Raw genomic sequence first — 23,273 nt, 5'->3', positions numbered from 1 at the left:
TATAGCGTTTATAGCGTTATAGCGTACAGCGTTTATCGCGTTCATAGCGTAAAAGACGATTTTCTCAACGCTATAAACGCGACAAACGCTGTACGCTATAACGCGATTTTCTTTTCGTAGATCCTGTATTTCTTGTACAGTCGTGCGCCGAAGAGCTCGGCGATCCGTATGACCGGCATGTTGTCCTCGAGGATCCAGGAGAACTCTATAGTTCGATAACCGCTTTTCAGGATAGCGTCGAATCCCTTCTTGAAGAGCAGCGCGTCGACGCCCCTGTTGCGGTATTCGGCCTTGATGCCGTAGAGCAGCAGCCTGAGCGCAGTGATCTTCCGGGAGTAGTAGAGCGCTTTCAGCAGGGTGACCGGGGTGAGGGCGCCGTGCATATGCCGCAGGACGCTGTTGAAATCGGGAATGAGCCCGAGGAATCCGATCGGCTCGCCCTCTCTTTCGGCGATGAGCGTGAGCTCGGGGACCGCGAGCGGCTTGAGCCGTCCTGCCGAGTACTCCAGCTCGTCTTCGGAGAGCGGCAGGAACCCCCAGTTCTTCTCCCAGGCTGCATTGTAAATCTCCCTGAACACTCCCATGTCAGCCATAAAGCGTCTCTTCTCGACGGGCCGCACGGTGACGCCCCGCTGTTCCGCCAGCGCAGCGACACGCGTCACCTTATCGGGGAGCTCTGTCTTGAAGTCATAGATGAACGCGTAAAGGTCCTTGGATTTTTCCATACCGAAGCCGGTCGCGAGATCGTTGTAATAGGGATAATTATACGGAGTCATGAGCATCGGCGGGTCGGAAAACCCTTCCAGGAGAAAGCCGCACTCCTCGTTCGTCGAAAAGCTCATGGGACCGCGCAGCGTCTCCATTCCCTTCCCGCGCAGCTCGCCGGCGGCCCGCTGCAAGAGGGCGGCGGCAACAGCAGGATCGTTTATCGACTCGAAGAACCCGAAAAAGCCCGTCTTCTCGTTGTGGAGCCGCAGGTGGTCGGGATTGAGAATGGAAGCGACGCGGCCGACGACCGCACCCTCCCTGACCGCGAGAAAATAGGTGACCTCATTATCCCTGACGAAGGGATTGCGTGAGGAGAAGTGGACGCGCATGTCCCTGTTCAGTTGGGGCGAATACAGGGGATTGTGCGCGTAGAGGGAGAGCGGAAATCGTATGAAGCGCTCGAGATCGCGTTTCGTGGTTACTTCCCGTACTTCTACCTGCGCCTCTGTGTTCATGGTAACGGGTGCCGGAGCTATGGAATCCTCGAGAGCCAGTACCTGCGGTCAGATCAGGCCGAAGGCCTTGCCGACCTTCTTGAACGCCTCGATCACCCGGTCGAGCTGCTCTTCCGTATGCGTCGCCATATAGCTCGTCCGGATCAGCGCCTTGCCCGGGGGCACGGCAGGAGAGACGGCGACATTGGCGAAGACCCCCTCCTGCTGCAGCGCCATCACCATCCTGAAGGCGGTCTCGTCCTCGCCGACGATGACCGGGATGATGGGTGTCTGGCTCGGTCCTATCTCGAAGCCGAGCTCCCTGAAGGCGGCGAGCATCTTGTTCGTATTCGCCCAGAGCCGCTCGATCCGCTCCGACTCGCTCTCGATGATGTCGAGGGCCGCGCTCACCGACGCTACCGAGGCGGGCGGCGGGCTCGCGCTGAAAATGAGCGCCCTGCCGAAATGCTTTATATAATGGATGACGTCCTCATCGCCGGCGATGAACCCGCCGATAGACGCGAGGGACTTGCTGTAGGTGCCCATAATGAGATCGACATCCTTTTCCATGCCGAAGTGCTCGGCCGTACCGCGGCCCGTCCTGCCGAGCACGCCGATGCCGTGGGCATCGTCCACCATGACGCGGGCGCCGTACTTTCTCGAAATCGCCACCACGTCGGGAAGCTCGACGATGTCGCCCTCCATGCTGAAGACGCCGTCGACCACGACGAGCTTGCCCCTGCCGTTGTTATCCGAAAGGACCCGCTCGAGATCGGCCATATCATTATGCTTGTAGCGCTTCACCTCGCCGTACGACAGGCGGCAGCCGTCGACGATGCTCGCGTGGTCCATCTTGTCGATGACGACCACGTCATCCTTGCCGACGAGCGCCGAGATCACGCCGAGGTTCACCTGGAACCCCGTCGAGAAGACGAGCGCCGCCTCCTTGCGCATGAAACGCGCCAGTTTCTCTTCGAGCGCCACATGGATATCGAGTGTGCCGTTGAGGAAGCGCGAGCCCGCACACCCCGTGCCGTATTTCCTGACCGCCTCGACCGCCGCCTCTTTTACCTTCGGGTGGTTGGTGAGCCCCAGGTAGTTGTTCGAGCCGACCATGATCATCCGTTTCCCGTTCATGACGACTTCGGGATCCTGCGCACTCTCTATAACCCTGAAGAAGGGATAGACGCCGATCTTCTGGAGATCGCGGGCGGCGGTGAACCTGAAGCACTTCTCGAAGATATCCGTCCGTGCGGTCATAGCCATTGGTGGATGGTGTACCAGTCTGCTGTCCATCGTGCTCCTTCCCTGATGTTTACTTTCGGCTCGAACTGCAGCCGCTCTCTCGCCTTCGATGTATCACAAATCCAGTAGGAGTGTTGCATTTCCCTTATCTTATCGCTGTTGATAATAGCAGCTCCCTTAACTTTTTCAGAAATGAGACCCAGGAGAGGCATCACGAACCGGGGGACCGATACGCGCATCGGCCGGCGCTGCACCGCTTCGGCGATAGCATCAATGATATCATCCGTGGAATAAATATTTCCATCGGACAGGAAGAATATCTCCCCCCGCGCCTGTTCGCTCAGCGCGGAACGTATTATACCACGTATCAGATCGTCAATATATATGAATGAATAGGAACACTTCCCCCAGTAGGGGACTATGCCGGACTTCGTCATTTTGAAGAAGACCAGGAGGTCCCGGTCGCGGGGGCCGTAGACTGCGGGGGGCCGTATGACGGTAACCGGCAGGTCGTCGCGCCGCCGCAGCACCGCACGCTCGCCTTCGAGCTTGCTCTTGCCGTAGAGCGACACCGGCGCCGCGGTGCAGGTCTCGGTGAGGGGCGTGCTGTCGGCGCTCGGACCGACTGCAGCGAGGCTGCTCAGGTGGACGAACCGCTTGATCGTCGGGTTATGCAGACGCACCGCCTCGATGAGATTCTCCGTACCCTTGGCATTGATCCGGTAAAAATCCTCTTCGGTGCAGGCCTTGGTGAGGCCCGCGAGATGGAAGACATAATCCACGCCCCGGACAGCGGCGGCGAGCGAGGCGCTCTCGGTACAGTCGCCCCGTACGGTCCTGCAGTAGAGGTCCTCGAGGTACTTCATGTTCGAGGTGTCCCGCACCAGACAGGATACCTCGAGCCCCTCACGAATCAGAGAGTCAACGAGATGACTGCCGATGAACCCCGTTGCTCCGGTTACAAGCGCTTTCATAGTCGGATGTATTGTAAGGAAGGCCCGGCAGTTTTTTCAAGGAAGCCGGACCCGCCGCACCTTCAGCTTCAGCCCCTTCACCGCTTCCACGCGGACAGGCTCGCCCTTCCGGACCGTCTCATCGGAGAAAGCGGACCACAGCTCGCCGTGGATAAAGGCCATGCCGCCCTCGGCAGTGATATCCGAGCGCGCCGACCCTTCCGCGCCGACGAGCCCCTCGGCGCCGGTGACGGGCCTGTTCCTGAACGCCCGGTAGGCGAGCCTGAAGGTGGCGAAGAAGAACAAGGCCGTAGCCAGTGCTGCGGGGATAACGACCCAGAGGGAGAGCTTGAAGAAGGGGAACGGAGAATCGAAGAGCATCAGCGACCCGAGCACCAGCGAGGCGACGCCGCCGAGGGTCAGCATGCCGTAGGAGGTGACCGCTGCTTCGAGGATGAAGAGAACGATGCCGGCGAGGATCAGCAGGAGCCCTGCATAGTTCACCGGAAGGGTCTGGAACGCGTAAAAGCCGAGGATGAGCGAGATCGCACCGATCACGCCCGGGAAGATGGCGCCCGGGTTGGTGAGCTCGAAGAAGAGACCGTAAAACCCGAGGAGCATAAGGATATACGCCACATTGGGGTTGCTGATCAGATCGAGGATTTTATGCCGCAGGCCCATTTCGTAAGGCTCTGTGACCGCCTGCGCAGTACGAAGCACCTGTTGCCCCTTCGCTGTCGTGACCCGCCTGCCGTCGATCGCCGAGAGGAGCTCGGGCATATCCTTCGCGACGAGATCGACCACGTTCTTCTCCACCGCTTCCGCTGCGGTGATCGAGACGCTCTTGCGCACCGCCTCTTCCGCCCACTCGGCGTTTCTCCCCCGCTCTGCGGCGATGGACCGGATATAGGCGGCCGCATCGTTCGTCGCCTTATCGGACATCACCTTATCCATCTTCTCCCCCACCGCAACAGGATGGGCAGCGCCGATATTCGTTCCCGGCGCCATTGCCGCCACATGGGCGGCCATAGTGATGAACACCCCGGCCGACGCCGCACGGGCGCCGCTCGGCGCCACATACACCACCACCGGCACCGGCGAGCTCACGATAGCGCGTACCATGCTCCTCATCGAGCTGTCGAGGCCGCCGGGGGTATCGAGCATGACGACCAGCGCATCGACCGCATCCGGTCCGCCCTTGCGCGCCGCAGCTTTTTTAAGAGCGGACTCGAGATACTCCGCAGCAACGGGGTTGATCACGCCGTCGATGGTGAGCACGACTACCCGCGGCCGCGGCGCGCCGGTCGCAGCAGGCTCATCAAGCTTATCGGGGACGGGCTTGCCAGAGGCAGGGCCGGCGAGTGCGGCGAGACAGAGGAGGCCGGCGATACGACGGAGTGCCGGTGCGATGGTCCTCTGAAAGAGATGCGAACGCCCTTGCATAGAGGAATTATACCACACCCCCCTCCCCCTGCTCATTCCGTTAGACGCTCTTAGTCCGAATACTATTTTCGTTGACGGCGACCTTTGTTGCTGCTAGAGTTTAAAGTATGAGAAAAGACTCTAAAACCGCTGCCCTCAAAGAGGTGCTCGCCCTTATCCTCGCCGGCGGCAAGGGTGAACGCCTGCACCCGCTGACCATACACCGGGCCAAGCCGGCGGTGCCCTTCGGCGGGAAGTACCGCATCATCGACTTCACCCTCAGCAACTGCATCAATTCGCAGATCCGGAAGATGGCGATCATGACCCAGTACAAGTCGCTCTCCCTCGACCGCCACCTCGCCATGGGATGGGAGCACCTCCTGAACCCCTCGCTCGATGAGTTCATCATCTCGATCCCGCCGCAGCAGCGCATCGACGAGCGGTGGTACGAGGGGACCGCCGACGCCGTCTACCAGAACCTCTATTTCATAGAGAAGGAGGCGCCCTCCTATCTTCTCATCCTCTCGGGCGACCACATTTACAAGATGGACTACGCGAAGATGCTCGCCTTCCACCTCGAGCACGACGCCGTCGGCACCATAGCGTCGATCGAGGTGGACCGCCGGAGCGCCTCCTCCTTCGGCATCATGGAGACCGACGAGGAGCACCGCATCATCGGCTTCGAGGAAAAGCCCAAAGAGCCGAAGACGCTCCCGGGCCGTCCGGACCACTGCCTCGCCTCGATGGGCGTCTACCTCTTCACTACCAGCAATCTGATCGAGGCGCTGAAGAGCGATGCCGGGACACCGTCGGATCACGACTTCGGCAAGGACATCATTCCCCGCATGATCGCATCGGGCGGGCTCTACGCCTACAATTTCAGGGATGAAAACAGGAAGTCGGCCGAATACTGGAGAGACGTGGGCACCATCGACGCCTACTGGGAGGCGAACATGGACCTCGTCTCGGTCGACCCGCTGCTCAATCTCTACGACAACGACTGGCCGATCAGGACCTACCAGCAGCAGGGCCCTCCTGCAAAATTCGTCTTCGCGCAGAAGTATCCGGGCGGGAGGATCGGCTCGGCGCTCGACTCGATCGTCTGCGACGGCTGCATCGTCAGCGGCGGGAGCGTCCAGAGCTCGGTGCTCTCTCCCGCGGTCAGAATCAACAGCTGGGCCTCGGTGGAGGAGTCGATCCTCATGGAGAATGTCGAGATCGGGAGGCGGGCGAGGATACGGAGGGCGATCATCGATAAGGACGTGAAGGTCCCGCCGGACTTCGTCATCGGCTACGATCTCGAGCAGGACCGCCGGCGCTTCCACGTCAGTCCGAAGGGGATCGTCGTCATTCCCAAGGGCGCGGACTTCAGCGGGATGGGGAAGACGGCGGCGCAGGAAGTCTGTGCCGGCGCCCTGCCGGCGCGTCCGCAGAGCTTCCCGTAATTGGAAAGAGGAACAGTGCGGGAGATTATTTCTCGACGAGCATGTTGTCGATCAGCCTGGTGCCGCCGATCTTCACGGCTACGGCGAGGAGATTTCTCTTCCCGAATTCCGCGAGCTCTTCCAGGGTCGCCGGGTCGTAGACACCGGCATACTGCACCTCGGCGATAAGCGGCGCGGCGCGGAGGGCCTTATGCATCGCTTCCCGTACTTCGTCGGTCCTTTCCCCCGGCGTAACCGCCCCCGACGACGCCAGCAGCACCTGGTAAAGGAGGGCAGCTGCCTGCCGCTCGGCGCCGGAAAGATAGGCGTTTCTCGAGCTCAGGGCAAGGCCGTCGGCTTCCCGTATCGTCTGCCCGATGACGATCTCGATATCCATGTTCAGGTCCTCGACCATTCTCCTGATCACCACCGTCTGCTGGAAATCCTTCTGGCCGAAGTACGCCCTCGTCGGCTTCACCTGGTTGAAGAGCTTGGCGACGACGGTCGCCACGCCGGTAAAATGGCCGGGCCTGAAGGCGCCGCAGAGCGTGTCCGAGCATCGACCGACGGTTACGGACGTAGCGAACGCGTCGGGATACATCAGCTTCGGGTCAGGAGCGAAGAGCACGTCGATGTCGAGCCTTTTCAGCAGCTCCCTGTCCCGCTCGATATCTCTGGGGTAGCGGTCGAAGTCCTCGTTCCGCCCGAACTGGAGGGGGTTGACGAAGATGCTGACGACAACGACGTCATTTTCGTTCTTCGCCCGTTTGACGAGACTGAGATGCCCTTCGTGAAGCGCTCCCATCGTGGGGACGAGGCCGATGGTCCTGCCCTTGATACGATGGACCTTCGAGGTCTCCTGCATTATACGGGGAATGCGTATGGTTTCCATAGTATCTTATACAGTAGTTGAAAAGCGCCGCATCGGTCAAGGAGCGGACAGGAGAGCGGCCAGATCAAATAGTTTCGAAATCTCTTGACAATATTCCCGGCTTTGGCTCATAATGTAAAAAACCGAGAAGGATGGCCCTTCTCTACCGGAATACTCCATGCACTACGGCTTTTCCATGAATAGAGCGGACGACGGCGCCGAGGCCTCATTCATCATTCATCCCCGCTCCTCCCCCGGAAGCGCCTGCCGCTGTCCTCGTACGAAAACCTTACAGGGCTGTTCTTTTGCAGCAGCCCCCAGAAAAACAGTTCAGAGGAGGTCGTTGTGAGAGCACATTGCAGGGTAATCGTCGCGCTCGCTGTGATGCTCGTGGCCCCTGCTTACGGGCTTGCGGCATCGATGGACCATTCCCCGTTGATTCAGGGACCGTTCACTTCCGGCGAGGAGGTGAGCAAGGTCTGCATCCAGTGCCATGACCAGCAGGCGGGGGATGTCATGAATACTCCCCACTACAAATGGAAAGGCGCTCCCCGGACCGTCAAGGGCATGGAGAGCAGCACAGAAGAGTACGGAAAGGCCAACCTGCTCAACAATTTCTGCACCGATGTCGAGGGCGGCAGCAGGTCCTTCTGCGTCAAGTGCCATGCGGGATACGGCTGGGTCGATAACGACAAGCTTCCACAGGACAAGTCGAAAGTAGACTGCCTCGTCTGCCACGCCAAAGAGGGTAACTACAAAAAAGGCCTCGGCGGCGAAGTCGATAAGAGGCTCATGGAAGCGGGCAAGATCAATCTCGTGAAGGCTGCCCAGAGCGTCGGCATGCCGAACAGGGATAACTGCGGCGTCTGCCACTTCCACGGCGGCGGCGGCGATGCCGTAAAGCACGGCGATATGGACTCCGCGCTCAGCAAGCCGACGAGAGATCACGACGTGCATATGGGCGGTCCCGCCGATATGACCTGCCAGGCCTGCCACGTTACAAAGGACCATAAGATCGCCGGCGCCTCGACCTTTCTCGCAACGCACGACGGCAGGGTAGGCTGCGGCGATTGCCACCGCGATCCGCATAAATCCTCCGGCGCCCACAAGACGCTGGCGAGACACGAGAGGACCGTCGCCTGCCAGACCTGCCATATCCCTGTCTTTGCAAAGGAGCACGCGACCAAGATGAGCTGGGACTGGTCTACGGCAGGCCGGGATATCGAAGATATCCAGGAAGAGTTCGGCAAGGAGACCTACGCAAAGCACAAGGGTACCTTCACCTACGGCAAGAACGTAGTCCCGACCTACGCCTGGTACAACGGCACCATAGAGCGGTACCTGAAGGGACAGAAGATCGCCGATCCGAAAAAAGTCGTCTACATCTCCAAGCCGGTCGGCGACATCAGGGACAGGAGCTCCAAGATATATCCCTTCAAGGTGCATACCGGCAAGCAGCCGATGGATTCGCAGCACAAGCATCTCTCGATCTTCCAGAACTTCGGCGGCCTCTGGAGCCACTACAACTGGGAAAAGGCCCTTGCCGACGGCGCGAAGGCATCGGGGCTGCCCTATAGCGGCAAGCACGAGTTCGTCTCTACCGCCTTTTACGGCAGCATAAACCACGAAGTGGCGCCGAAGGGGAGGGCCCTGAAGTGCGCCGACTGCCATTTCAGCGGCCATCGCCTCGACTGGAAGGCCCTGGGCTATGCCGGAGATCCCATGAGGGTCGGCGGGAGGTTCGAAGCTGCGTCGGACGAGGGTGAGGGAACCAAAGCCGACGAGAGGCCGGCCAAGCCCGCGAAGAAGAAGGCAGGCAGGAAAGCGTAATCAATTCACCACATGAGAGCGCAGAGGCGCTCTCTGCAAAAGGAGGCACTATGAAGGCATCAAGGGTAATCGCACTGGCCGTAATGGCTCTCTTCAGCATCGCACTCCTCTCGGGCGTCGTTCTCGCTGCCGAGAAAGTCACGGTCAAGGGCAAAGTGAAGGACTACGACCTGGCGGGCAAGACCGTAACCATCACCACCGATGACGGCAAGGACATGACCTTTGCAGTCGAGAACGAGAGCGCCATGAAGAAGCTCGACGACCGGATACTGAAGGGCGACGAGGTCAAGGTAAAGTACGTCAGCGAGGGCGGCAGGAACGTCATCAAGGGCTCCAACGACCTGAGGGGAACCAAGGCGGGCTGCTAGCGCGTCCCCTGTTCGGTCCTTGAGAGGCAGGTGCGAGAAAGCGCCTGCCTCTTTTTCATCCCCTTTATTGACAAATTGACAACCCCCGGTTTCCGGTGTATAAGGGTAATAGAAATAACATTACCCAAAGGAGGGGGAATCATTATGGCACAGTACGTAATTCTCAGCAAGCTGACCGACGAGGGCAGAAAGACGCTCAAGGAAAACCCGAACAGGATATTCGAAGTAAACAAGGAGCTCGAGTCGATGGGCGTCAGGGTCACCGAGCAGTTCGCGGTGCTCGGCCCCTACGACTTCGTCAATATCATCGAGGCCCCCGACAACGAGACGATCATGAGGATGTCGACCGAGCTGGGCGCCCGCGGATCGGTCGAGCTCCTCACGCTTCCCGCCATACCGGTGGATACGCTGATCAAGAACATAACCTCCGGTCAAATGGCGGCTGCAGGAAGGAAATAACAGCGGGGCCCCCGAGGTCCCCTCCCTCCCCGCCCGTTGAGCGAGCCCCCATTCGCTCAACGGGTGAGCCATCCCCCCGAAAGACTCAACTCTTCCGAAAAAACAACGATAACATGCTATCCGGGAACAGAACTGCCACACTCATAGGGGGTAAGAATGATCTTCAGGGTCATTGCAAAAGGGGAGTTGGCGCGGCTGTTCGACGTCCTCGCCGAGGGAAACAGGGTTGTGGGGCCGGTCGAAAAGGCGCGTGACAGGAGCGGGTCGCCGGTGTATGCCTTCGAAGAGGTAGCGGACTTCGCTGAAGTGCGCATCGATTACACCACGACAAAGCTCTCTCCCAAACGCCTGTTTCTTCCGTACAGGGAAGACCTCGCCGTATTCGAGGTAGGAGACGGCGACTGGACGAAGTCGGTGAGCTACAACGTCGACCGTCCGAGCATCGTGTTCGGCCTTCACGCCTGCGATATCAACGCGCTGAACAGACTGGACAAAGTCCTTATGGGCAGCGTGTTTCCGATGCCGTACTATGCAGTCAAGAGAAAAAACCTCTTCATCGTCGGGATCGAATGCACGCCGCAGCCCTACTGCTTCTGCCGCTCGGTCGGCGCGGATACGGCCCTGCACGGGTTCGACATGTTCATCACCGATATCGGAGAGAGATACTTCATCGAGATACGCACCGAGGCTGCCTTCCGCTTCATCAATAGTATAACGTCCGCAGCACCGCATGAGGACGACCATATCCGGTACATGAAAACGATTGCGGCCAAGAACAGAAAGTTCATTACCTCTATCGATACCACCGATCTCATGAAGATACTGGACATGGAGTTCCAGTCCGAGCACTGGAAGCAGTGGGGAGACAGATGCCTTTCGTGCGGGACCTGCTCGAAGGTCTGCCCTACCTGTTACTGCTACGGCGTAGAGGAAACGGTAACCCTCGACCTCAAGGAGGCGAGGAAGACAAAGTATCTATATTCATGCACCATCGTCGATTTCGCGCAGGTCGCGGGCGGCCACAACTTCCGCCCCGAACGCCACATCCGGCTCAAATATCGCTACTATCATAAACATCGCGGCTTCGTGGAGGCCTTTGAGGAGTCGCTCTGCGTCGGCTGCGGCAGATGCGGCGAAGCGTGCCTCTCGGGTATCACCGTTCCCGAGGTGATCGCGAGCATACGGGGAGAGGAGGCTCTCAATGGCGCATGAGCTGAAACTGGTGAACGTCCTCTCAATGCATGGAGGAGATAACCGGCGCAGGGGCGACCTCGGCGCCTTCGAATGTACCTATAAAGCGGAGATCACGAGCATCTTTCCCCTGTCGGCAACCGAAAAGCTCTACAAGATACGGATTTCGGATCCCGATGAGAGAGACCGCTTCGGCTTCAGGCCCGGTCAGTTCATCATGCTCGAGCTGCCCGGCATCGGCGAAGCGCCGTTCTCGATCTCTTCCGCGCACGGCGGCGCGGTAGAGCTCTGCATACGAAGATGCGGCAACCTGACGAACTTCCTCGATAAGGTCGGCAGGGGTGCGACAGTGGGGCTGCGCGGGCCCTTCGGCACGAGCTTCCCGGTGGAGCACATGCACGGCCAGAATATCCTGCTCATCGCAGGCGGAATCGGGCTCGCCCCGCTCAGGGCGCCGATCTCATACGTCCTGGAGAACCGGTGCTGCTTCGGCAAGGTCGATATCATCTACGGCACAAAGACCGCCGAGCAGCTTATCTTCACCTACGAGTACGACCGGTGGCGCAACGACGAGGTGAGTCTGCATGTCGTCGTGGAGCACGCGGACCCCTCATGGCAGGGTCCGGTGGGGAGGACGACCGATGTGCTCGCCGAGATCATTGCCCGGCGGGGGGGGACCCTCAAGGACACCTGTGCGATTGTCTGCGGCCCCCCGGCGATGTTCACGTCCGTCTGCAGCGCGCTTACCAAGGCGGATATCCCGATGCAGAAGATGTTCGTCTCCCTCGAGCGAAGGATGCACTGCGGCATGGGCAAATGCTGCCGGTGCAACATAGGCTCTACCTACACCTGCCTCGAGGGCCCGGTCTTCGATTACTGGACGGTGATGAACCTGAAGGAGGCAATATAGATGGGCGCCGCGCAGGCAAAGACAAAAACATATCTCGGCGTGCCGGTGCGCCGGCCGAAGGTCGCCTTTTTCGACTTCTCTTCGTGCGAGGGCTGCCAGCTCCAGATCGTGAACAACGAGGCCACGCTGCTCGACTTCCTCTCGCTCGTGGAGGTGGTAAGCTTCCGCGAAGCCATGTCGGAGCGCTCCGACGAGTACGAGATCGCCTTCATCGAAGGCAGTATTACCCGCGGCGATGAGGTCCATCGTCTGAGGGCGATACGGGAAAAGGCCGATATACTGGTGGCGTTTGGCTCCTGCGCCTGCTTCGGAGGGGTCAACCAGCTCAAGAACCGCTTCGCGGACCAGGGCTGGGTAACGAGAACGGTGTACGGCGAACACCCCGTCGAAACGTCGGCCGTCCAGCCGGTGGACAGGGTCGTGCCCGTCGATCTCCGCATCTATGGCTGTCCTGTCAAGAAGGAGGAGGTCGAGAAGATCGTTACCAACCTGGCGCTCGGCAAATCGGTTGTCCACCCCGAATACCCGGTCTGCACCGAATGCAAAGCCAGGGAAAATATCTGCCTGTTCGATCTCGGAGAGCCCTGCCTCGGCCCTATCACGCGCGCCGGCTGCGATGCGTGGTGCCCCACCGGCCGGGCAGGGTGCTGGGGCTGCAGAGGACCGGCAGGCGACGTCAATATCAGCCAGATGGAAGCGATCATGACGGACTACGGTTTCTCGCATGAAGAGATGCTCGACCGGCTCGAATGCTTCGGCGGGTTTTCCGCGTATACCGGGTCGCTCGGAAAGGGCGTGCGAAGGAAATGACCATCACGATCGCTATCCACCATGTCGCCCGCGTCGAAGGACACGGCACTATAAAAATCGCCATTCAGGACGGCGAGCTCCTCGATGCCCGATGGGAGGTCGTCGAGACCCCGCGCTTCTTCGAGGCCCTGCTCGTCGGCAAGCGCTGGGAGAATGCGCCGTATATCACGAGCAGGATCTGCGGGATCTGCTCGATCGGCCACACGCTTGCCAGCATACGGGCAGTAGAAAACGCCTTCGGCATCAGTCCCACGGTGCAGACCTCGAAGCTGCGCCTGTTGCTGAAGCATATGGAGACCCTGCAGAGCCACCTGCTCCATCTCTACTTTCTCGTCGCCCCCGATTTCTTCAACAAAGGGAGCATTGTGCCCCTGGTTGAGTCACATCCGGATATCGTAACGATGGCGGCCGGGATGAAGCTCCTGGCCAACGACCTGTGCGATTGCATCGGAGGGCGGCGGCTGCATCCCACCCGCACGGTCGTGGGCGGGTTCACCATGCTTCCCGACAAAAAGGAGCTCTCCCGATTCAGGGGTCGCCTGAACGACGTGACTGCCGATCTCGTGAAGACGGTCGAGCTGTTCGGGACCTTTACCCTCCCCTCCTTTGAACGGGAGACCGAGTACGTTTCCCTGAGAGGCGAAGACTGCTATCCGTTCATCGGCGGGGATTTGGTATCGACCGACGGAGTCCGGAGAAGGGAAGACGAATATGTACAGATGACCAATGAGTACGGAGTGGAGCAGTCTACCTCGAAGTGGTGCCGGCTTTCGAGGGGGTCGTTTGCCGTAGGAGCGCTCGCGCGCATCAACAACAATGCCGCATTCCTCCATCCGGCTGCGAGGGATGTCGCGACCGGCTTCGGGCTCGCGCCGGTCGTCTGCAATCCTTTCATGAACACTATCGCCCAGCTCGTCGAGTGCGTCCACGTGGTCCTCGAGTCCATCACCCTGATCGAGGAGCTCCTCGACAGCCGGTGGGAGGCGCCGCGCCAGGCGGTCGAGCCGCGCGAGGCACGGGGCATCGGCGCCGTTGAAGTCCCCCGCGGCATCCTCTACCACTGTTATGAGTTCGACAGCGGGGGAAAGATCGTCAAGGCCGACTGCGTCATCCCCACGGGGCAGAACCACGCCAATATACAGCACGACCTGGAAGCGCTCGTCACCCGGTACGCTGCAGAGGGAAAAAGCGACGCGGAGATAACAAAGCTCGCCGAAATGCTCGTGCGCGCCTACGATCCGTGCATCTCGTGCTCCGTGCATTGAGCACACGGCTCCCGGACAGTGATGCGCACGAGCGCCCCCCGTCTCAACCCCTTCACAAAAGTCCCTATTTGTGCTAAGGTGTATATTTACTTAGAGCTTCTAACAAAATGAAAGAACTTAGAGTCAGACAAGGCATAGTATATGAGCGGCTTGGGCAGCCCAGGCGAAGCCAGGACGGCGGAGCGGACTGTCCTAGCCTCGGAGGTCGCATCGACCGAGAATGAGCGAATGTACTGTGCCTTGTCTGACTCTCTTCGCTCATTCTGTTAGACTCTCTTAATCACTTAATCACGCGGTGCGGAGGACTACATGGGAAAGAAGATCGTACTGGCATACTCGGGCGGGCTCGACACCTCGATCGTCATAAAGTGGCTCATCGAGCGCTACAACGCCGAGGTGATCGCCTTCTGCGCGGACCTCGGTCAGGGAGAGGATCTCCCTGCCGTCAGGGAAAAGGCGCTCAAGACCGGGGCGGCCACCGCCTATGTCGAGGACCTGCGTGAAGAGTTCGTCAGGGACTACATCTTCCCCATGCTGCGCGCCAACGCCGTTTACGAGGGGAGCTATCTCCTCGGCACCTCGATCGCGCGTCCCCTCATAGCGAAGAAGCAGATCGATATCGCGCTCAAGGAGGGCGCCGATGCGGTCTCCCACGGCGCAACAGGCAAAGGCAACGACCAGGTGCGGTTCGAGCTCACCTATTACGCCCTCAAGCCCGATATACAGGTGATCGCCCCCTGGAGGGAATGGTCCTTCACCTCCCGGCAGTCACTCATCGAGTACGCGGAAAAGCAGGGCATCCCCGTCCCCGTGACCAAGGCGAAGCCTTACAGCACCGACCGGAACATCCTTCACATAAGCTATGAGGGCGGCGTGCTCGAAGATCCCTGGGCAGAGCCGCCTCAGGACATGTACACCATGATGACAGCGCCCGAGAAGGCGCCGGACAAACCGACCTATATCGAAATAGAGTATGAGGAAGGCAACCCCGTAGGCCTGAACGGGACCGCGCTCTCTCCCGTCGCCCTCTTCGAGCAGCTGAACAGGCTCGCGGGAGATAACGGCATCGGCAGGGTCGATATCGTCGAGAACCGCTACGTCGGGATAAAATCGAGAGGCGTCTACGAGACCCCCGCAGGCACGGTGCTCCACCTCGCCCACCGGGCGCTCGAGTCGATCACTCTCGACCGGGAGGTGTTCCATCTCAGGGACTCCCTCATCCCCCGGTACGCCGAGCTCGTCTATTACGGCTACTGGTTCGCGCCCGAGCGGGAGCTCCTCCAGACCACGGTGGATGCGATGCAGAAGAACGTCACCGGTACGGTGCGGCTGAAATTATACAAAGGGTCCTGCCTCGTCGTGGGAAGGAAGTCGCCCTATTCGCTCTACAATCCCGAGCTCGCGACCTTCGAGACCGAGACGGTCTACAACCAGAAGGACGCCGAGGGCTTCATAAAGCTCAACGCCCTCCGCCTGAAGGCGTCCCGTCGGTTACGGAGATCGTAGAGGGGCCGGACCCGCAGCGCAATGAAGAAAGACCCCTCATCACCAGCCGGCCAGGCCGGCTCATCCGGCGACGACCTCGTCCATCTTCTCGCCCTCGCCTTCGCAAACGATGTCGGCCCGATGACGGCGCGGCGGCTCCTCGCTGCCTTCGGCTCTCCCCGCACGATATTCGAAGCGTCGCTTCCCGAGCTGGAGAGCGTCGGGCAGATAAGCGCCTCGCGCGCCCACGGCATAAAGGAATTCGACGGCTGGGACAAGGTCACCCGTGAAATCGCTGCTGCGCGCGAGAGGGGAATAGCGGTCGTCCCCTTCACCGATGCGGCCTATCCCGGTCCGCTCAAGCAGCTCGATGACGCTCCGATAATCCTCTATATAAAAGGAACGCTGCGTGAAGAGGACCGGTACGCCATTGCGATCGTGGGCTCGCGAGATATGACCGACTACGGCAGAAAGACCGCCGAGAACCTTGCCTTCGACCTCGCTGCACGGGGGCTGACCGTCGTCAGCGGCATGGCCCGCGGCATCGATACCGTCTCCCATCGCGGAGCGCTCAGGGCAGGAGGAAGGAGCATAGCCGTGCTCGGCTGCGGCCTCGACCGGCCCTATCCGTCCGAGAACAAGCGCCTGTTCACGGAATTATGCGATGCGGGCGCCGTCATCAGCGAATTCCCGTTGGGGGCGCCGCCGCTCCGGGAGAACTTTCCGCGCCGGAACCGCCTCATCAGCGGGCTCGCGCTCGGCGTCGTTGTCGTCGAGGCGACGATGGACAGCGGCTCGCTGATCACTGCGCAGTACGCCCTCGATCAGGGCAAGGATATCTTCGCGGTGCCGGGCAACATCTCGATCCCGAACGCGGAGGGCACGAACAGCCTCATCAGGAAAGGCGCCCGGCTGGTCCAGAGGGCGGACGACATCATCGAGGAGCTCGCCCCGGTCCTCCGCGGGCTGCTCCGGTCGGGATCGTCGGGCCGGTCAGAGAAGAAGACGGCGCCGCGACGCTTCGACGCTGCCGCCGGACTTGAAATTAGCGATGAAGAAAAGGCAATATGTACTGTTCTCGGGGATCAGCCGAAGCACGTCGATACGATTGCACGGGAACTGAAGATCGCCCCCCCGAAGCTGCTGGGCCTACTCCTCCGCCTCGAAATCAAAGGGATCGTCAGGCAGACAGAAGGGAAAAATTTTTATATACTTTAGAGGAGGAGTTTTGGCCAAACGGTTGATCGATATACTCCGCGTCCTTGCCAAAGAGCTCATCGAAAAAGGCTACGACGCAGACGATATGATGAAGAAGGTCAGCGCGTTCGATATAGATTTCCTCACCGTGAAGGAAGAGCTCACGATGATGGAGCTGACGAAGTTCATCGATGACTCCGAGCTCGACACCATCAGGGCGCTCCTCGCCTACATACTCATGAAAGATACGGACCTCGAGACCGAGGAGATCTACGCCTTCATCTTCGGCAGGGGACGCCAGATAACATGGAACTGAAAACACCGCAGATCCGGGAATGAACGCCGGGAACCAAGGAGGAACACACCGTTGAAGTCGCTCGTCATCGTAGAATCGCCGGCGAAGGCAAAGACAATAAACAAGATACTGGGCAAGGAGTTCGGCGTGAAGGCATCCGTCGGCCATGTCAAGGACCTGCCCCAGAAGGAGCTGGGCGTCGATGTGGACAACAACTTCACCCCGCACTACATCACGATACCGGGCAAGGAGAAGGTCCTCAAGGAGCTGAAGAGCGCGGCAAAGGGTGTCGATGCCGTGTACCTCGCCACCGACCCCGACCGCGAAGGAGAGGCGATCGCCTACCACATCGCCGAGGATATAAAGCCCGGTAAGAGCTCCAAGAACGCCAAGAAGATCTTCCGCGTCACGTTCCACGAGATCACCGAGCGGGCGGTGAGGGAGGCGATGAAGAACCCAGGGGAGATCGATATCAACAAGGTCGAGGCGCAGCAGGCCCGGCGGATTCTCGACCGGCTCGTCGGCTACAACCTCAGCCCCTTCCTCTGGAAAAAAGTGAGGAGGGGGTTGAGCGCAGGAAGGGTCCAGTCGGTCGCCGTGCGGCTCGTCGTGGACCGCGAGCGCGAGATCGAGGCATTCAACAAGGAAGAGTACTGGACCATCGACGCCCTGCTCCAGCCCCGCCGGTCCGACACTGCGGCGCCGGTTTCCCCCTTCCCGGCGAAGCTCTACCGCTACCATAACCGGCTGGTCATCGACCGGGACGCTAAAGAGGGAGAGCGCTTCCTGATAACTACCGAAGAAGAGGCGCAGCGTGTTGCCGCCGATATCAAGAGCAAAGAGCTCTTTCTCGCCACGATAGAGACCAGGCTGAGGAAACGGTCGCCCTCGCCGCCCTTCATCACGAGCACCCTGCAGCAGGAGGCGGCCCGGAGGCTGCGCTTCCCTGCCAAGAAGACCATGATGCTCGCCCAGCAGCTCTATGAGGGCATCGAGCTGGGGGATGAGGGGTCGGTGGGATTGATCACCTATATGAGGACCGATTCGTTCAGGGTCGCTCCCGAGGCGCAGCAGTGGGCCCAGGACCTTATCCGGAGGAAGTTCGGCAACGATTACGTGCCAGAGAAGCCGCCGCAGTACAAGAGCAAGGAGAGCGCGCAGGAGGCGCACGAAGCGATACGGCCGACCTACGACGACAAGACGCCCGAGAAGGTAAAACGCTTTCTCTCGAGAGACCAGCACCAGCTCTACACCCTGATTTGGAACCGCTTCATCGCGAGCCAGATGCCCCCTGCCCAGCTCGAGCAGACGACTTTCGTCATCGGGGTGAAGGAGCGGGAGAAGGAGATCGAAGGGACCGAGCTGCGGGCGTCGGGAACGGTGATAAAGTTCCCGGGGTTCATGGCGCTCTATACCGAGAGCAGGGACGATATCGAAGAGGAGGAAGGCGGCCTGCTCCCGGCGCTCCGGGAAGGGGCGGCTCTCGACCAGGTCGAGATGAAGCCGGTGCAGCACTTCACCCAGCCGCCGCCGCGCTATTCAGAAGCGACCCTCGTCAAGGCGCTCGAGGAGAAAGGGATCGGCAGGCCGAGCACCTATGCCGCCATCCTCTCGACCATCCAGGACCGGAAGTACGTCGAAAAGAACGAGGACCGGCGCTTCAAGCCGACCGAGCTCGGCGTGGTGGTGAACGACCTCCTGGTCGATAAGTTTCCCGAGCTGATCGACTTCAGCTTCACGGCGAAGATGGAAGACGAGCTCGATGATATCGAACAGGCCAAGATGAAGTGGGTCGAGGTGATCAAGGACTTCTACAAGCCCTTCAACAAGGACCTCAGGGAAGCGTCGAAGGATATGGCCAAGGTGAAGCCCCAGGATATCCCGACCGAAGAGGTCTGCGAGAAGTGCGGCGCTCCCATGGTCATCAAGTGGGGACGGCACGGCCGCTTCCTCGCCTGCTCCGGCTACCCCAAGTGCAAAACGACGAGGCCGCTCGAGGGAGAGCCCGGGGCGCAGAAGCCGGAGCCGGTGGTTACGGACGAAGTATGCGAAAAGTGCGGCGCTCCCATGGTCATCAAGAGCGGCAGGTTCGGCAAGTTCCTCGCCTGTTCGCAATACCCCGAATGCAAAACCACGAAACCGGTCTCCACAGGGGTGAAGTGCCCGCTCGATGCAGGAGACCTCGTCGAGAGGAAGTCGAAGCGGGGCAAGCCTTTCTGGAGCTGCAGCAACTATCCGAACTGCACCTTTGCCCTCTGGTACAAGCCGGTGCCGCAGGAGTGCCCGCAGTGCAAGGCGCCTTTCCTCGTGCGGAAGCGCAGCAAGACCGGAGAGGTCTTCCTCTCCTGCGTCAACAAGGAGTGCACCTATCTCGCTGAAGAGAAGCAGCCCGATGCAGCAGCCCAGGAGACGACCGTGGCGGACGAGGCCTGATGGCAGAGGCCTCGCCCTCTTCGTCCGTACGGCAGATGAAGAGGTCCTTCACTATCGGCATAGCCGGCGCCCACAGCAATATCGGCAAAACGACCCTCGCCGCAGCACTGCTCCGCTATCTGAACCGTAATGCGTTATCCGTAACGCGTAACGAGTTGAAGGAGAAAGAGACGGCACCCGTTACGCATCACGCGTCACTGATTACACTCAGGCGTTGGGGTGCCGTCAAGTTCACCAAGACCTCCCTCTACACATCCCTCACCGATGATCCCGCGGTAGTCGGCCGCGGGGATAAGGACACCGGCAGGCTGCTCGCCGCCGGAGCCGGAGCGGTCCTCTGGGTCCAATCGCCGTCAGAGAGGCTCGGCGAGGTGCTCCCGCTCGCCCTCGACCGGCTTTCGTCGTCCGGTTGCGACGGCATCCTCGTCGAAGGGAACAGCGCAATTGAGTTTTTAAAGCCCGATATTGTAATATTTATATCAAGTGTCTCAAAAAACAGGATAAAAGCCTCTGCACAGAGACTGCTGCACCTGGCCGATGTGGTCATCATTCCCGGCGCACATGACGAGGGGCCCGAGGTACGATATGAAAGAAGTCCGGAGCACGAGCGCGCTGCATGCCGCCTGTATGGTCTCCCCCTGGATGAAAAGACGCTGCGAGAGCTGGCAGACTGCATGGAAAAGATAATGAAAAAAAAGAGCATTACGGAGCTGCTGCATGAAAAGTCGGCGGACGGCAGGATCTCCTGCACCCTCGCCCGGGCCATCGCGGAAGAGCTGGGCGTATCGCCCCGGGACGTGGGGGAGACCGCGGACGAGCTGAAGATCAAGATCAAAAATTGCGAGCTCGGCTGTTTCTGATGGGCACCATACTCTTCGAGCTGGCGCTGACGTCCTACTTTACCGCAACGATCATCAGCATCTACGAAATCTTCAGGGGCATGAAAGAGGCGTCGCGGCTGATGCTCATCACCGCCGGCGTCGGGTTCGCGATCCATTCGGCGAGCATCGTCTCGCGCTATCTCGAAGCGGGGCATCTCCCCATCACCAGCATGCACGAAGCGTCGTCCTTCTTCGCCTGGTGCGTCGTCCTCATCTTTTTCTTTCTCGAGCTCCGCTACAAGATCGGCATCATGGGCTCCTTTATCATGCCGATCGTCTTCCTCCTCATGCTCTCGTCATCGGTACTGCCCCGCGAGATACGGCCGCTCAGCCCCGTGCTCCAGAGCTACTGGCTCGGCATCCATACGTTCCTCGCCTTTCTCGGCAACGCCGCCTTTGCCGTAGCCTTCGGCGTCGGTATCATGTATCTCCTCCAGGAGCACTACCTGAAGGCGAAGCGCACGCACGGCCTGTTCAAGCGGCTGCCGAGTCTCCAGGTGCTGGATGAAATAAATTATAAGTTGATCACCCTGGGCTTTCCCCTCCTGACACTCGCCATCATCACCGGCGCCCTCTGGGCAGAGAATGCCTGGGGAAGCTACTGGCGCTGGGACCCGAAGGAGACCTGGTCGCTGATCACGTGGTTCATCTATGCCCTCGTGCTCCATATCCGGCTGACCGCCGGCTGGCGAGGAAAGAAAGCCGCCATCCTGTCGATAATAGGATTCGTGGTCGTGTTGTTCACCTTTTTCGGGGTCAATCTCACACTGAAGAGTCTGCATACGTTCTCATGAAGATTCTAGTAGTAGGCTTAAATCACAAGACCGCAGGCGTCGATGTACGCGAGCGCCTCGCCTTCAACGGACCGAAGCTCGAAGAAGGAGTCTTCGGCCTGAAGAAAGTACAGGAGATCAAGGAGGTGGCGCTCCTCTCGACCTGCAACCGGGTCGAGATATACACCTGCGTCGGCAACTGCAATTCCGGCGCGGAGAACGTCAAGCAGTTCCTCTCCACCTTCCACGGCATCGGGCGGTGCGACTTCGAGAAGGCGCTCTATGTGCATACCGGCGCCCAGGCGATCCGCCATGTCTTCAGGGTCGCCGCGAGCCTCGATTCGATGGTCGTGGGCGAGCCCCAGATACTCGGCCAGCTCAAGGACGCCTTCGACTTCGCCCTCGCCAGGAAGACCACCGGCATTCTCCTCAACCAGCTGATGAAAAAGGCGATCTCGACAGCCAAACGGGTCAGGACCGAGACCAGGATCGCCGAGAATGCCGTATCGATCAGCTTTGCCGCCGTAGAGCTCGCCCGGAAGATATTCACCGAGCTCGCGGGCAAATCCTTCATGCTCATGGGCGCCGGCGAGATGGCCGAGCTGGCGGCGCGCCACCTCGTCAACAACGGCGTGACCGAGGTGATGGTGGTCAACAGGACGTATGAGCGCGGCTGCGAGCTCGCGAGCGAATTCAACGGCAAGGCGGTGCGCTTCGAGAATTTCCTCCAGGAGCTGGTCCACACCGACATCATCATCTGCTCCACCGGCGCGCCCTCCTATGTCCTCCGGAAGGACCAGATGCAGAAGGTGATGAAAGAGCGGAAGCACCGCCCCGTCTTCATCATCGACATCTCGGTGCCGCGGAACATCGACCCCGGGATCAACAAGATCGAGAACGTCTACCTCTACGATGTGGACGATCTCCAGGAAGTGGTGGACACCAACGTGATGGAGCGGCAGAAAGAGGCGGACAAGGCCGAGATGATCATCACCGAAGAGGTCGAGAAGTTCATCAGGTGGGTAGCCTCGCTCGATTCGGTCCCGACCATCGTGGCGCTGCGGCAGAAGGCCGAAGAGATAAAGGGCGAAGAGCTCGAGAAGTTCAGGACCAAATTCCCCGACCTCGACGAGAAGAAGATGAAGGCGATAGAGTACCTCGCCACCTCGCTCATGAACAAGCTCATTCACCCGCCGACCGCGGCGCTGAAAGACGATTCCGAAGATAGAGACGAGCTCATCGCGATGATCAAAAAACTATACGGGCTGAATGGAGACGAGCATGAAGAATAAAATCGTAATCGGCACGCGGGGCAGCAGGCTCGCCCTGTGGCAGGCCGAGTGGGTGAAGGCGGAGCTGCAGAAGCGGAATCCCGGCCTCGCCGTAGAGCTCAACAAGATCAAGACGACCGGCGACAAGATCCTCGACGTCCCCCTCGCCAAGGTCGGCGGCAAAGGGCTCTTCGTGAAAGAGATCGAAGAGGCGCTCCTCCGCGGCGAGGCGGACATCGCGGTGCACAGCATGAAAGACGTGCCGACGGAGTTCCCTGCAGGGCTCCATCTCGCCGTGATCTGCGAGCGCGAAGACCCGCGGGACGCCTTTATCGCGCCGATGAAGGACGGCACGTTCAGGTTTCAGAATTTCAGCAGCCTGCCGCAGGGCGCCACCCTCGGCACGAGCAGCCTCAGGCGCTCCTGCCAGCTGCTCAGCATCAGGCCCGACCTGAAGATCACGCAGCTGCGGGGCAATCTCGAGACCCGCTTCAGGAAACTCGACGAGGGACAGTTCGATGCCATGATCCTCGCCTTCGCCGGCGTCAAGAGGCTGGGGTGGTCCGGGCGCATCACCGAGGCGATCGACACGAAAGTGAGCCTCCCCGCCATCGGCCAGGGCGCTGTCGGCATCGAGTGCAGGATCGACGACGAGTTCATCAACAGACTTATTGCGCCGCTCAACCATTCCGCAACCTCGACCTGCGTAAGGGCAGAGAGGGCGCTGCTGAAGAAGCTCGAAGGCGGCTGCCAGGTCCCGATTGCCGCGCACGCCCGTCTGGTGGACGGGAAGATCGTGATCGACGGTCTCGTCGGGAGCGTCACCGGCCACAGGATCATCAAGGACCGTGTCGAGGGCGATCCTGCCGGAGCCGAAGCGCTCGGCGTGAAGCTCGCGGAGGTCCTCCTCGCCAAAGGCGCGAAAGAGATCCTCGACGAAGTCTACGGCAGGAACGCACCTCCCATCAACGGGAACATCGCCAGTTAA

21 protein-coding genes are annotated in these 23,273 nt (G+C 60.1%); 16 read left to right on the top strand and 5 right to left on the bottom strand.

Annotated features, from left to right (window positions below):
• Nucleotides 1-95: 95 nt before the first annotated feature.
• From AB1805_02450 to AB1805_02435, 4 genes are read right to left on the bottom strand one after another with little or no spacing between them, the layout of a single operon-like run.
• Nucleotides 96-1,223 carry a GNAT family N-acetyltransferase gene (locus AB1805_02450; GenBank protein ID MEW5744292.1) on the bottom strand — a complete coding sequence of 376 codons (1,128 nt, stop codon included), beginning with the start codon at nt 1,221-1,223 and terminating at the stop codon, nt 96-98.
• 48 nt (nt 1,224-1,271) lie between these two features.
• Nucleotides 1,272-2,498: a pyridoxal phosphate-dependent aminotransferase family protein gene (locus AB1805_02445; GenBank protein MEW5744291.1), complete on the bottom strand. Its 1,227-nt coding sequence runs from the start codon at nt 2,496-2,498 to the stop codon at nt 1,272-1,274.
• Nucleotides 2,459-3,421, bottom strand: a complete 963-nt coding sequence (locus AB1805_02440) for an NAD(P)-dependent oxidoreductase (GenBank protein ID MEW5744290.1) — start codon at nt 3,419-3,421, stop codon at nt 2,459-2,461. Before AB1805_02440 ends, AB1805_02445 begins: the two co-directional genes overlap by 40 nt.
• 36 nt (nt 3,422-3,457) lie before the next feature.
• Nucleotides 3,458-4,843, bottom strand: a complete 1,386-nt coding sequence (locus AB1805_02435) for a nodulation protein NfeD (GenBank protein MEW5744289.1) — start codon at nt 4,841-4,843, stop codon at nt 3,458-3,460.
• A 107-nt stretch (nt 4,844-4,950) separates the two neighbouring features.
• Here AB1805_02435 and glgC point away from each other — a divergent pair, with 107 nt between their 5' ends.
• Nucleotides 4,951-6,267, top strand: a complete 1,317-nt coding sequence (glgC, locus tag AB1805_02430; GenBank protein ID MEW5744288.1) for a glucose-1-phosphate adenylyltransferase — start codon at nt 4,951-4,953, stop codon at nt 6,265-6,267.
• A 25-nt stretch (nt 6,268-6,292) separates the two neighbouring features.
• On the opposite strand, the gene panC is transcribed toward glgC, so the two are convergent.
• The gene (panC, locus tag AB1805_02425) at nt 6,293-7,138 is read right to left on the bottom strand and encodes a pantoate--beta-alanine ligase (GenBank protein ID MEW5744287.1); all 846 of its coding nucleotides are present in this window, start codon (nt 7,136-7,138) and stop codon (nt 6,293-6,295) included.
• 324 nt (nt 7,139-7,462) lie between these two features.
• Between panC and AB1805_02420 the strand changes: the two genes are divergently transcribed.
• The 15 genes from AB1805_02420 (at nt 7,463) to hemC (ending at nt 23,273) form a co-directional block, all read left to right on the top strand.
• A complete protein-coding gene (locus AB1805_02420) occupies nt 7,463-8,947 on the top strand; it encodes a tetrathionate reductase family octaheme c-type cytochrome (protein MEW5744286.1) in 1,485 nt (494 codons plus the stop codon).
• Between the two features lie 50 nt (nt 8,948-8,997).
• The gene (locus AB1805_02415; protein ID MEW5744285.1) at nt 8,998-9,315 is read left to right on the top strand and encodes a hypothetical protein; all 318 of its coding nucleotides are present in this window, start codon (nt 8,998-9,000) and stop codon (nt 9,313-9,315) included.
• 144 nt (nt 9,316-9,459) lie between these two features.
• Nucleotides 9,460-9,774, top strand: coding sequence for a GYD domain-containing protein (locus tag AB1805_02410; GenBank protein MEW5744284.1), 315 nt, complete (start codon nt 9,460-9,462; stop codon nt 9,772-9,774).
• 156 nt (nt 9,775-9,930) lie between these two features.
• Nucleotides 9,931-10,986 (top strand): 4Fe-4S dicluster domain-containing protein, encoded by a 1,056-nt coding sequence (locus tag AB1805_02405; GenBank protein MEW5744283.1) that lies wholly within the window; start codon nt 9,931-9,933, stop codon nt 10,984-10,986.
• On the top strand, nt 10,976-11,875 hold the full coding sequence (locus AB1805_02400; protein ID MEW5744282.1) for an FAD/NAD(P)-binding protein: 900 nt from the start codon (nt 10,976-10,978) through the stop codon (nt 11,873-11,875). Before AB1805_02405 ends, AB1805_02400 begins: the two co-directional genes overlap by 11 nt.
• Entirely contained in the window at nt 11,876-12,685 is an 810-nt protein-coding gene (locus AB1805_02395; GenBank protein ID MEW5744281.1) for an NADH:ubiquinone oxidoreductase, read from the top strand. It abuts the gene before it with no gap.
• On the top strand, nt 12,682-13,950 hold the full coding sequence (locus AB1805_02390) for a Ni/Fe hydrogenase subunit alpha (protein MEW5744280.1): 1,269 nt from the start codon (nt 12,682-12,684) through the stop codon (nt 13,948-13,950). The genes AB1805_02395 and AB1805_02390 overlap by 4 nt, the downstream gene beginning before the upstream one ends.
• 309 nt (nt 13,951-14,259) lie before the next feature.
• Nucleotides 14,260-15,456 carry an argininosuccinate synthase gene (locus AB1805_02385; GenBank protein MEW5744279.1) on the top strand — a complete coding sequence of 399 codons (1,197 nt, stop codon included), beginning with the start codon at nt 14,260-14,262 and terminating at the stop codon, nt 15,454-15,456.
• A gap of 21 nt (nt 15,457-15,477) precedes the next feature.
• Complete coding sequence (gene dprA, locus AB1805_02380) at nt 15,478-16,653, top strand: DNA-processing protein DprA (GenBank protein ID MEW5744278.1); 1,176 nt, start codon at nt 15,478-15,480, stop codon at nt 16,651-16,653.
• Between the two features lie 10 nt (nt 16,654-16,663).
• Nucleotides 16,664-16,948 (top strand): hypothetical protein, encoded by a 285-nt coding sequence (locus AB1805_02375; GenBank protein ID MEW5744277.1) that lies wholly within the window; start codon nt 16,664-16,666, stop codon nt 16,946-16,948.
• Nucleotides 16,949-16,999: 51 nt separating this feature from the next.
• The gene (gene topA, locus AB1805_02370; GenBank protein ID MEW5744276.1) at nt 17,000-19,360 is read left to right on the top strand and encodes a type I DNA topoisomerase; all 2,361 of its coding nucleotides are present in this window, start codon (nt 17,000-17,002) and stop codon (nt 19,358-19,360) included.
• Complete coding sequence (locus AB1805_02365; protein MEW5744275.1) at nt 19,360-20,220, top strand: hypothetical protein; 861 nt, start codon at nt 19,360-19,362, stop codon at nt 20,218-20,220. Before topA ends, AB1805_02365 begins: the two co-directional genes overlap by 1 nt.
• A complete protein-coding gene (gene ccsB / locus AB1805_02360; GenBank protein ID MEW5744274.1) occupies nt 20,220-21,035 on the top strand; it encodes a c-type cytochrome biogenesis protein CcsB in 816 nt (271 codons plus the stop codon). Before AB1805_02365 ends, ccsB begins: the two co-directional genes overlap by 1 nt.
• Nucleotides 21,032-22,306, top strand: a complete 1,275-nt coding sequence (gene hemA, locus AB1805_02355) for a glutamyl-tRNA reductase (protein MEW5744273.1) — start codon at nt 21,032-21,034, stop codon at nt 22,304-22,306. Before ccsB ends, hemA begins: the two co-directional genes overlap by 4 nt.
• Nucleotides 22,296-23,273 carry a hydroxymethylbilane synthase gene (gene hemC / locus AB1805_02350; GenBank protein MEW5744272.1) on the top strand — a complete coding sequence of 326 codons (978 nt, stop codon included), beginning with the start codon at nt 22,296-22,298 and terminating at the stop codon, nt 23,271-23,273. The genes hemA and hemC overlap by 11 nt, the downstream gene beginning before the upstream one ends.

The sequence above is a fragment of the Nitrospirota bacterium genome, assembly GCA_040752355.1.
GTDB lineage: Bacteria > Nitrospirota > Thermodesulfovibrionia > Thermodesulfovibrionales > Dissulfurispiraceae > JBFMCP01.
Note: the sequence above shows the minus strand (reverse complement) of the source record. Positions and strands in the feature narration are given on the sequence as shown.

What these genes read in the sequence shown, in the direction of transcription:
- AB1805_02435 (MEW5744289.1), bottom strand. Translation starts at nt 4,843, where the DNA reads ATGCAAGGGCGTTCGCATCTCTTTCAGAGGACCATCGCACCGGCACTC.
- AB1805_02400 (MEW5744282.1), top strand. Translation starts at nt 10,976, where the DNA reads ATGGCGCATGAGCTGAAACTGGTGAACGTCCTCTCAATGCATGGAGGA.
- AB1805_02395 (MEW5744281.1), top strand. Translation starts at nt 11,876, where the DNA reads ATGGGCGCCGCGCAGGCAAAGACAAAAACATATCTCGGCGTGCCGGTG.
- AB1805_02365 (MEW5744275.1), top strand. Translation starts at nt 19,360, where the DNA reads ATGGCAGAGGCCTCGCCCTCTTCGTCCGTACGGCAGATGAAGAGGTCC.
- AB1805_02405 (MEW5744283.1), top strand. Translation starts at nt 9,931, where the DNA reads ATGATCTTCAGGGTCATTGCAAAAGGGGAGTTGGCGCGGCTGTTCGAC.
- AB1805_02440 (MEW5744290.1), bottom strand. Translation starts at nt 3,421, where the DNA reads ATGAAAGCGCTTGTAACCGGAGCAACGGGGTTCATCGGCAGTCATCTC.
- glgC (MEW5744288.1), top strand. Translation starts at nt 4,951, where the DNA reads ATGAGAAAAGACTCTAAAACCGCTGCCCTCAAAGAGGTGCTCGCCCTT.
- AB1805_02390 (MEW5744280.1), top strand. Translation starts at nt 12,682, where the DNA reads ATGACCATCACGATCGCTATCCACCATGTCGCCCGCGTCGAAGGACAC.
- AB1805_02410 (MEW5744284.1), top strand. Translation starts at nt 9,460, where the DNA reads ATGGCACAGTACGTAATTCTCAGCAAGCTGACCGACGAGGGCAGAAAG.
- hemC (MEW5744272.1), top strand. Translation starts at nt 22,296, where the DNA reads ATGAAGAATAAAATCGTAATCGGCACGCGGGGCAGCAGGCTCGCCCTG.
- panC (MEW5744287.1), bottom strand. Translation starts at nt 7,138, where the DNA reads ATGGAAACCATACGCATTCCCCGTATAATGCAGGAGACCTCGAAGGTC.
- AB1805_02445 (MEW5744291.1), bottom strand. Translation starts at nt 2,498, where the DNA reads ATGGACAGCAGACTGGTACACCATCCACCAATGGCTATGACCGCACGG.
- AB1805_02415 (MEW5744285.1), top strand. Translation starts at nt 8,998, where the DNA reads ATGAAGGCATCAAGGGTAATCGCACTGGCCGTAATGGCTCTCTTCAGC.
- dprA (MEW5744278.1), top strand. Translation starts at nt 15,478, where the DNA reads ATGAAGAAAGACCCCTCATCACCAGCCGGCCAGGCCGGCTCATCCGGC.
- AB1805_02450 (MEW5744292.1), bottom strand. Translation starts at nt 1,223, where the DNA reads ATGAACACAGAGGCGCAGGTAGAAGTACGGGAAGTAACCACGAAACGC.
- hemA (MEW5744273.1), top strand. Translation starts at nt 21,032, where the DNA reads ATGAAGATTCTAGTAGTAGGCTTAAATCACAAGACCGCAGGCGTCGAT.
- AB1805_02385 (MEW5744279.1), top strand. Translation starts at nt 14,260, where the DNA reads ATGGGAAAGAAGATCGTACTGGCATACTCGGGCGGGCTCGACACCTCG.
- ccsB (MEW5744274.1), top strand. Translation starts at nt 20,220, where the DNA reads ATGGGCACCATACTCTTCGAGCTGGCGCTGACGTCCTACTTTACCGCA.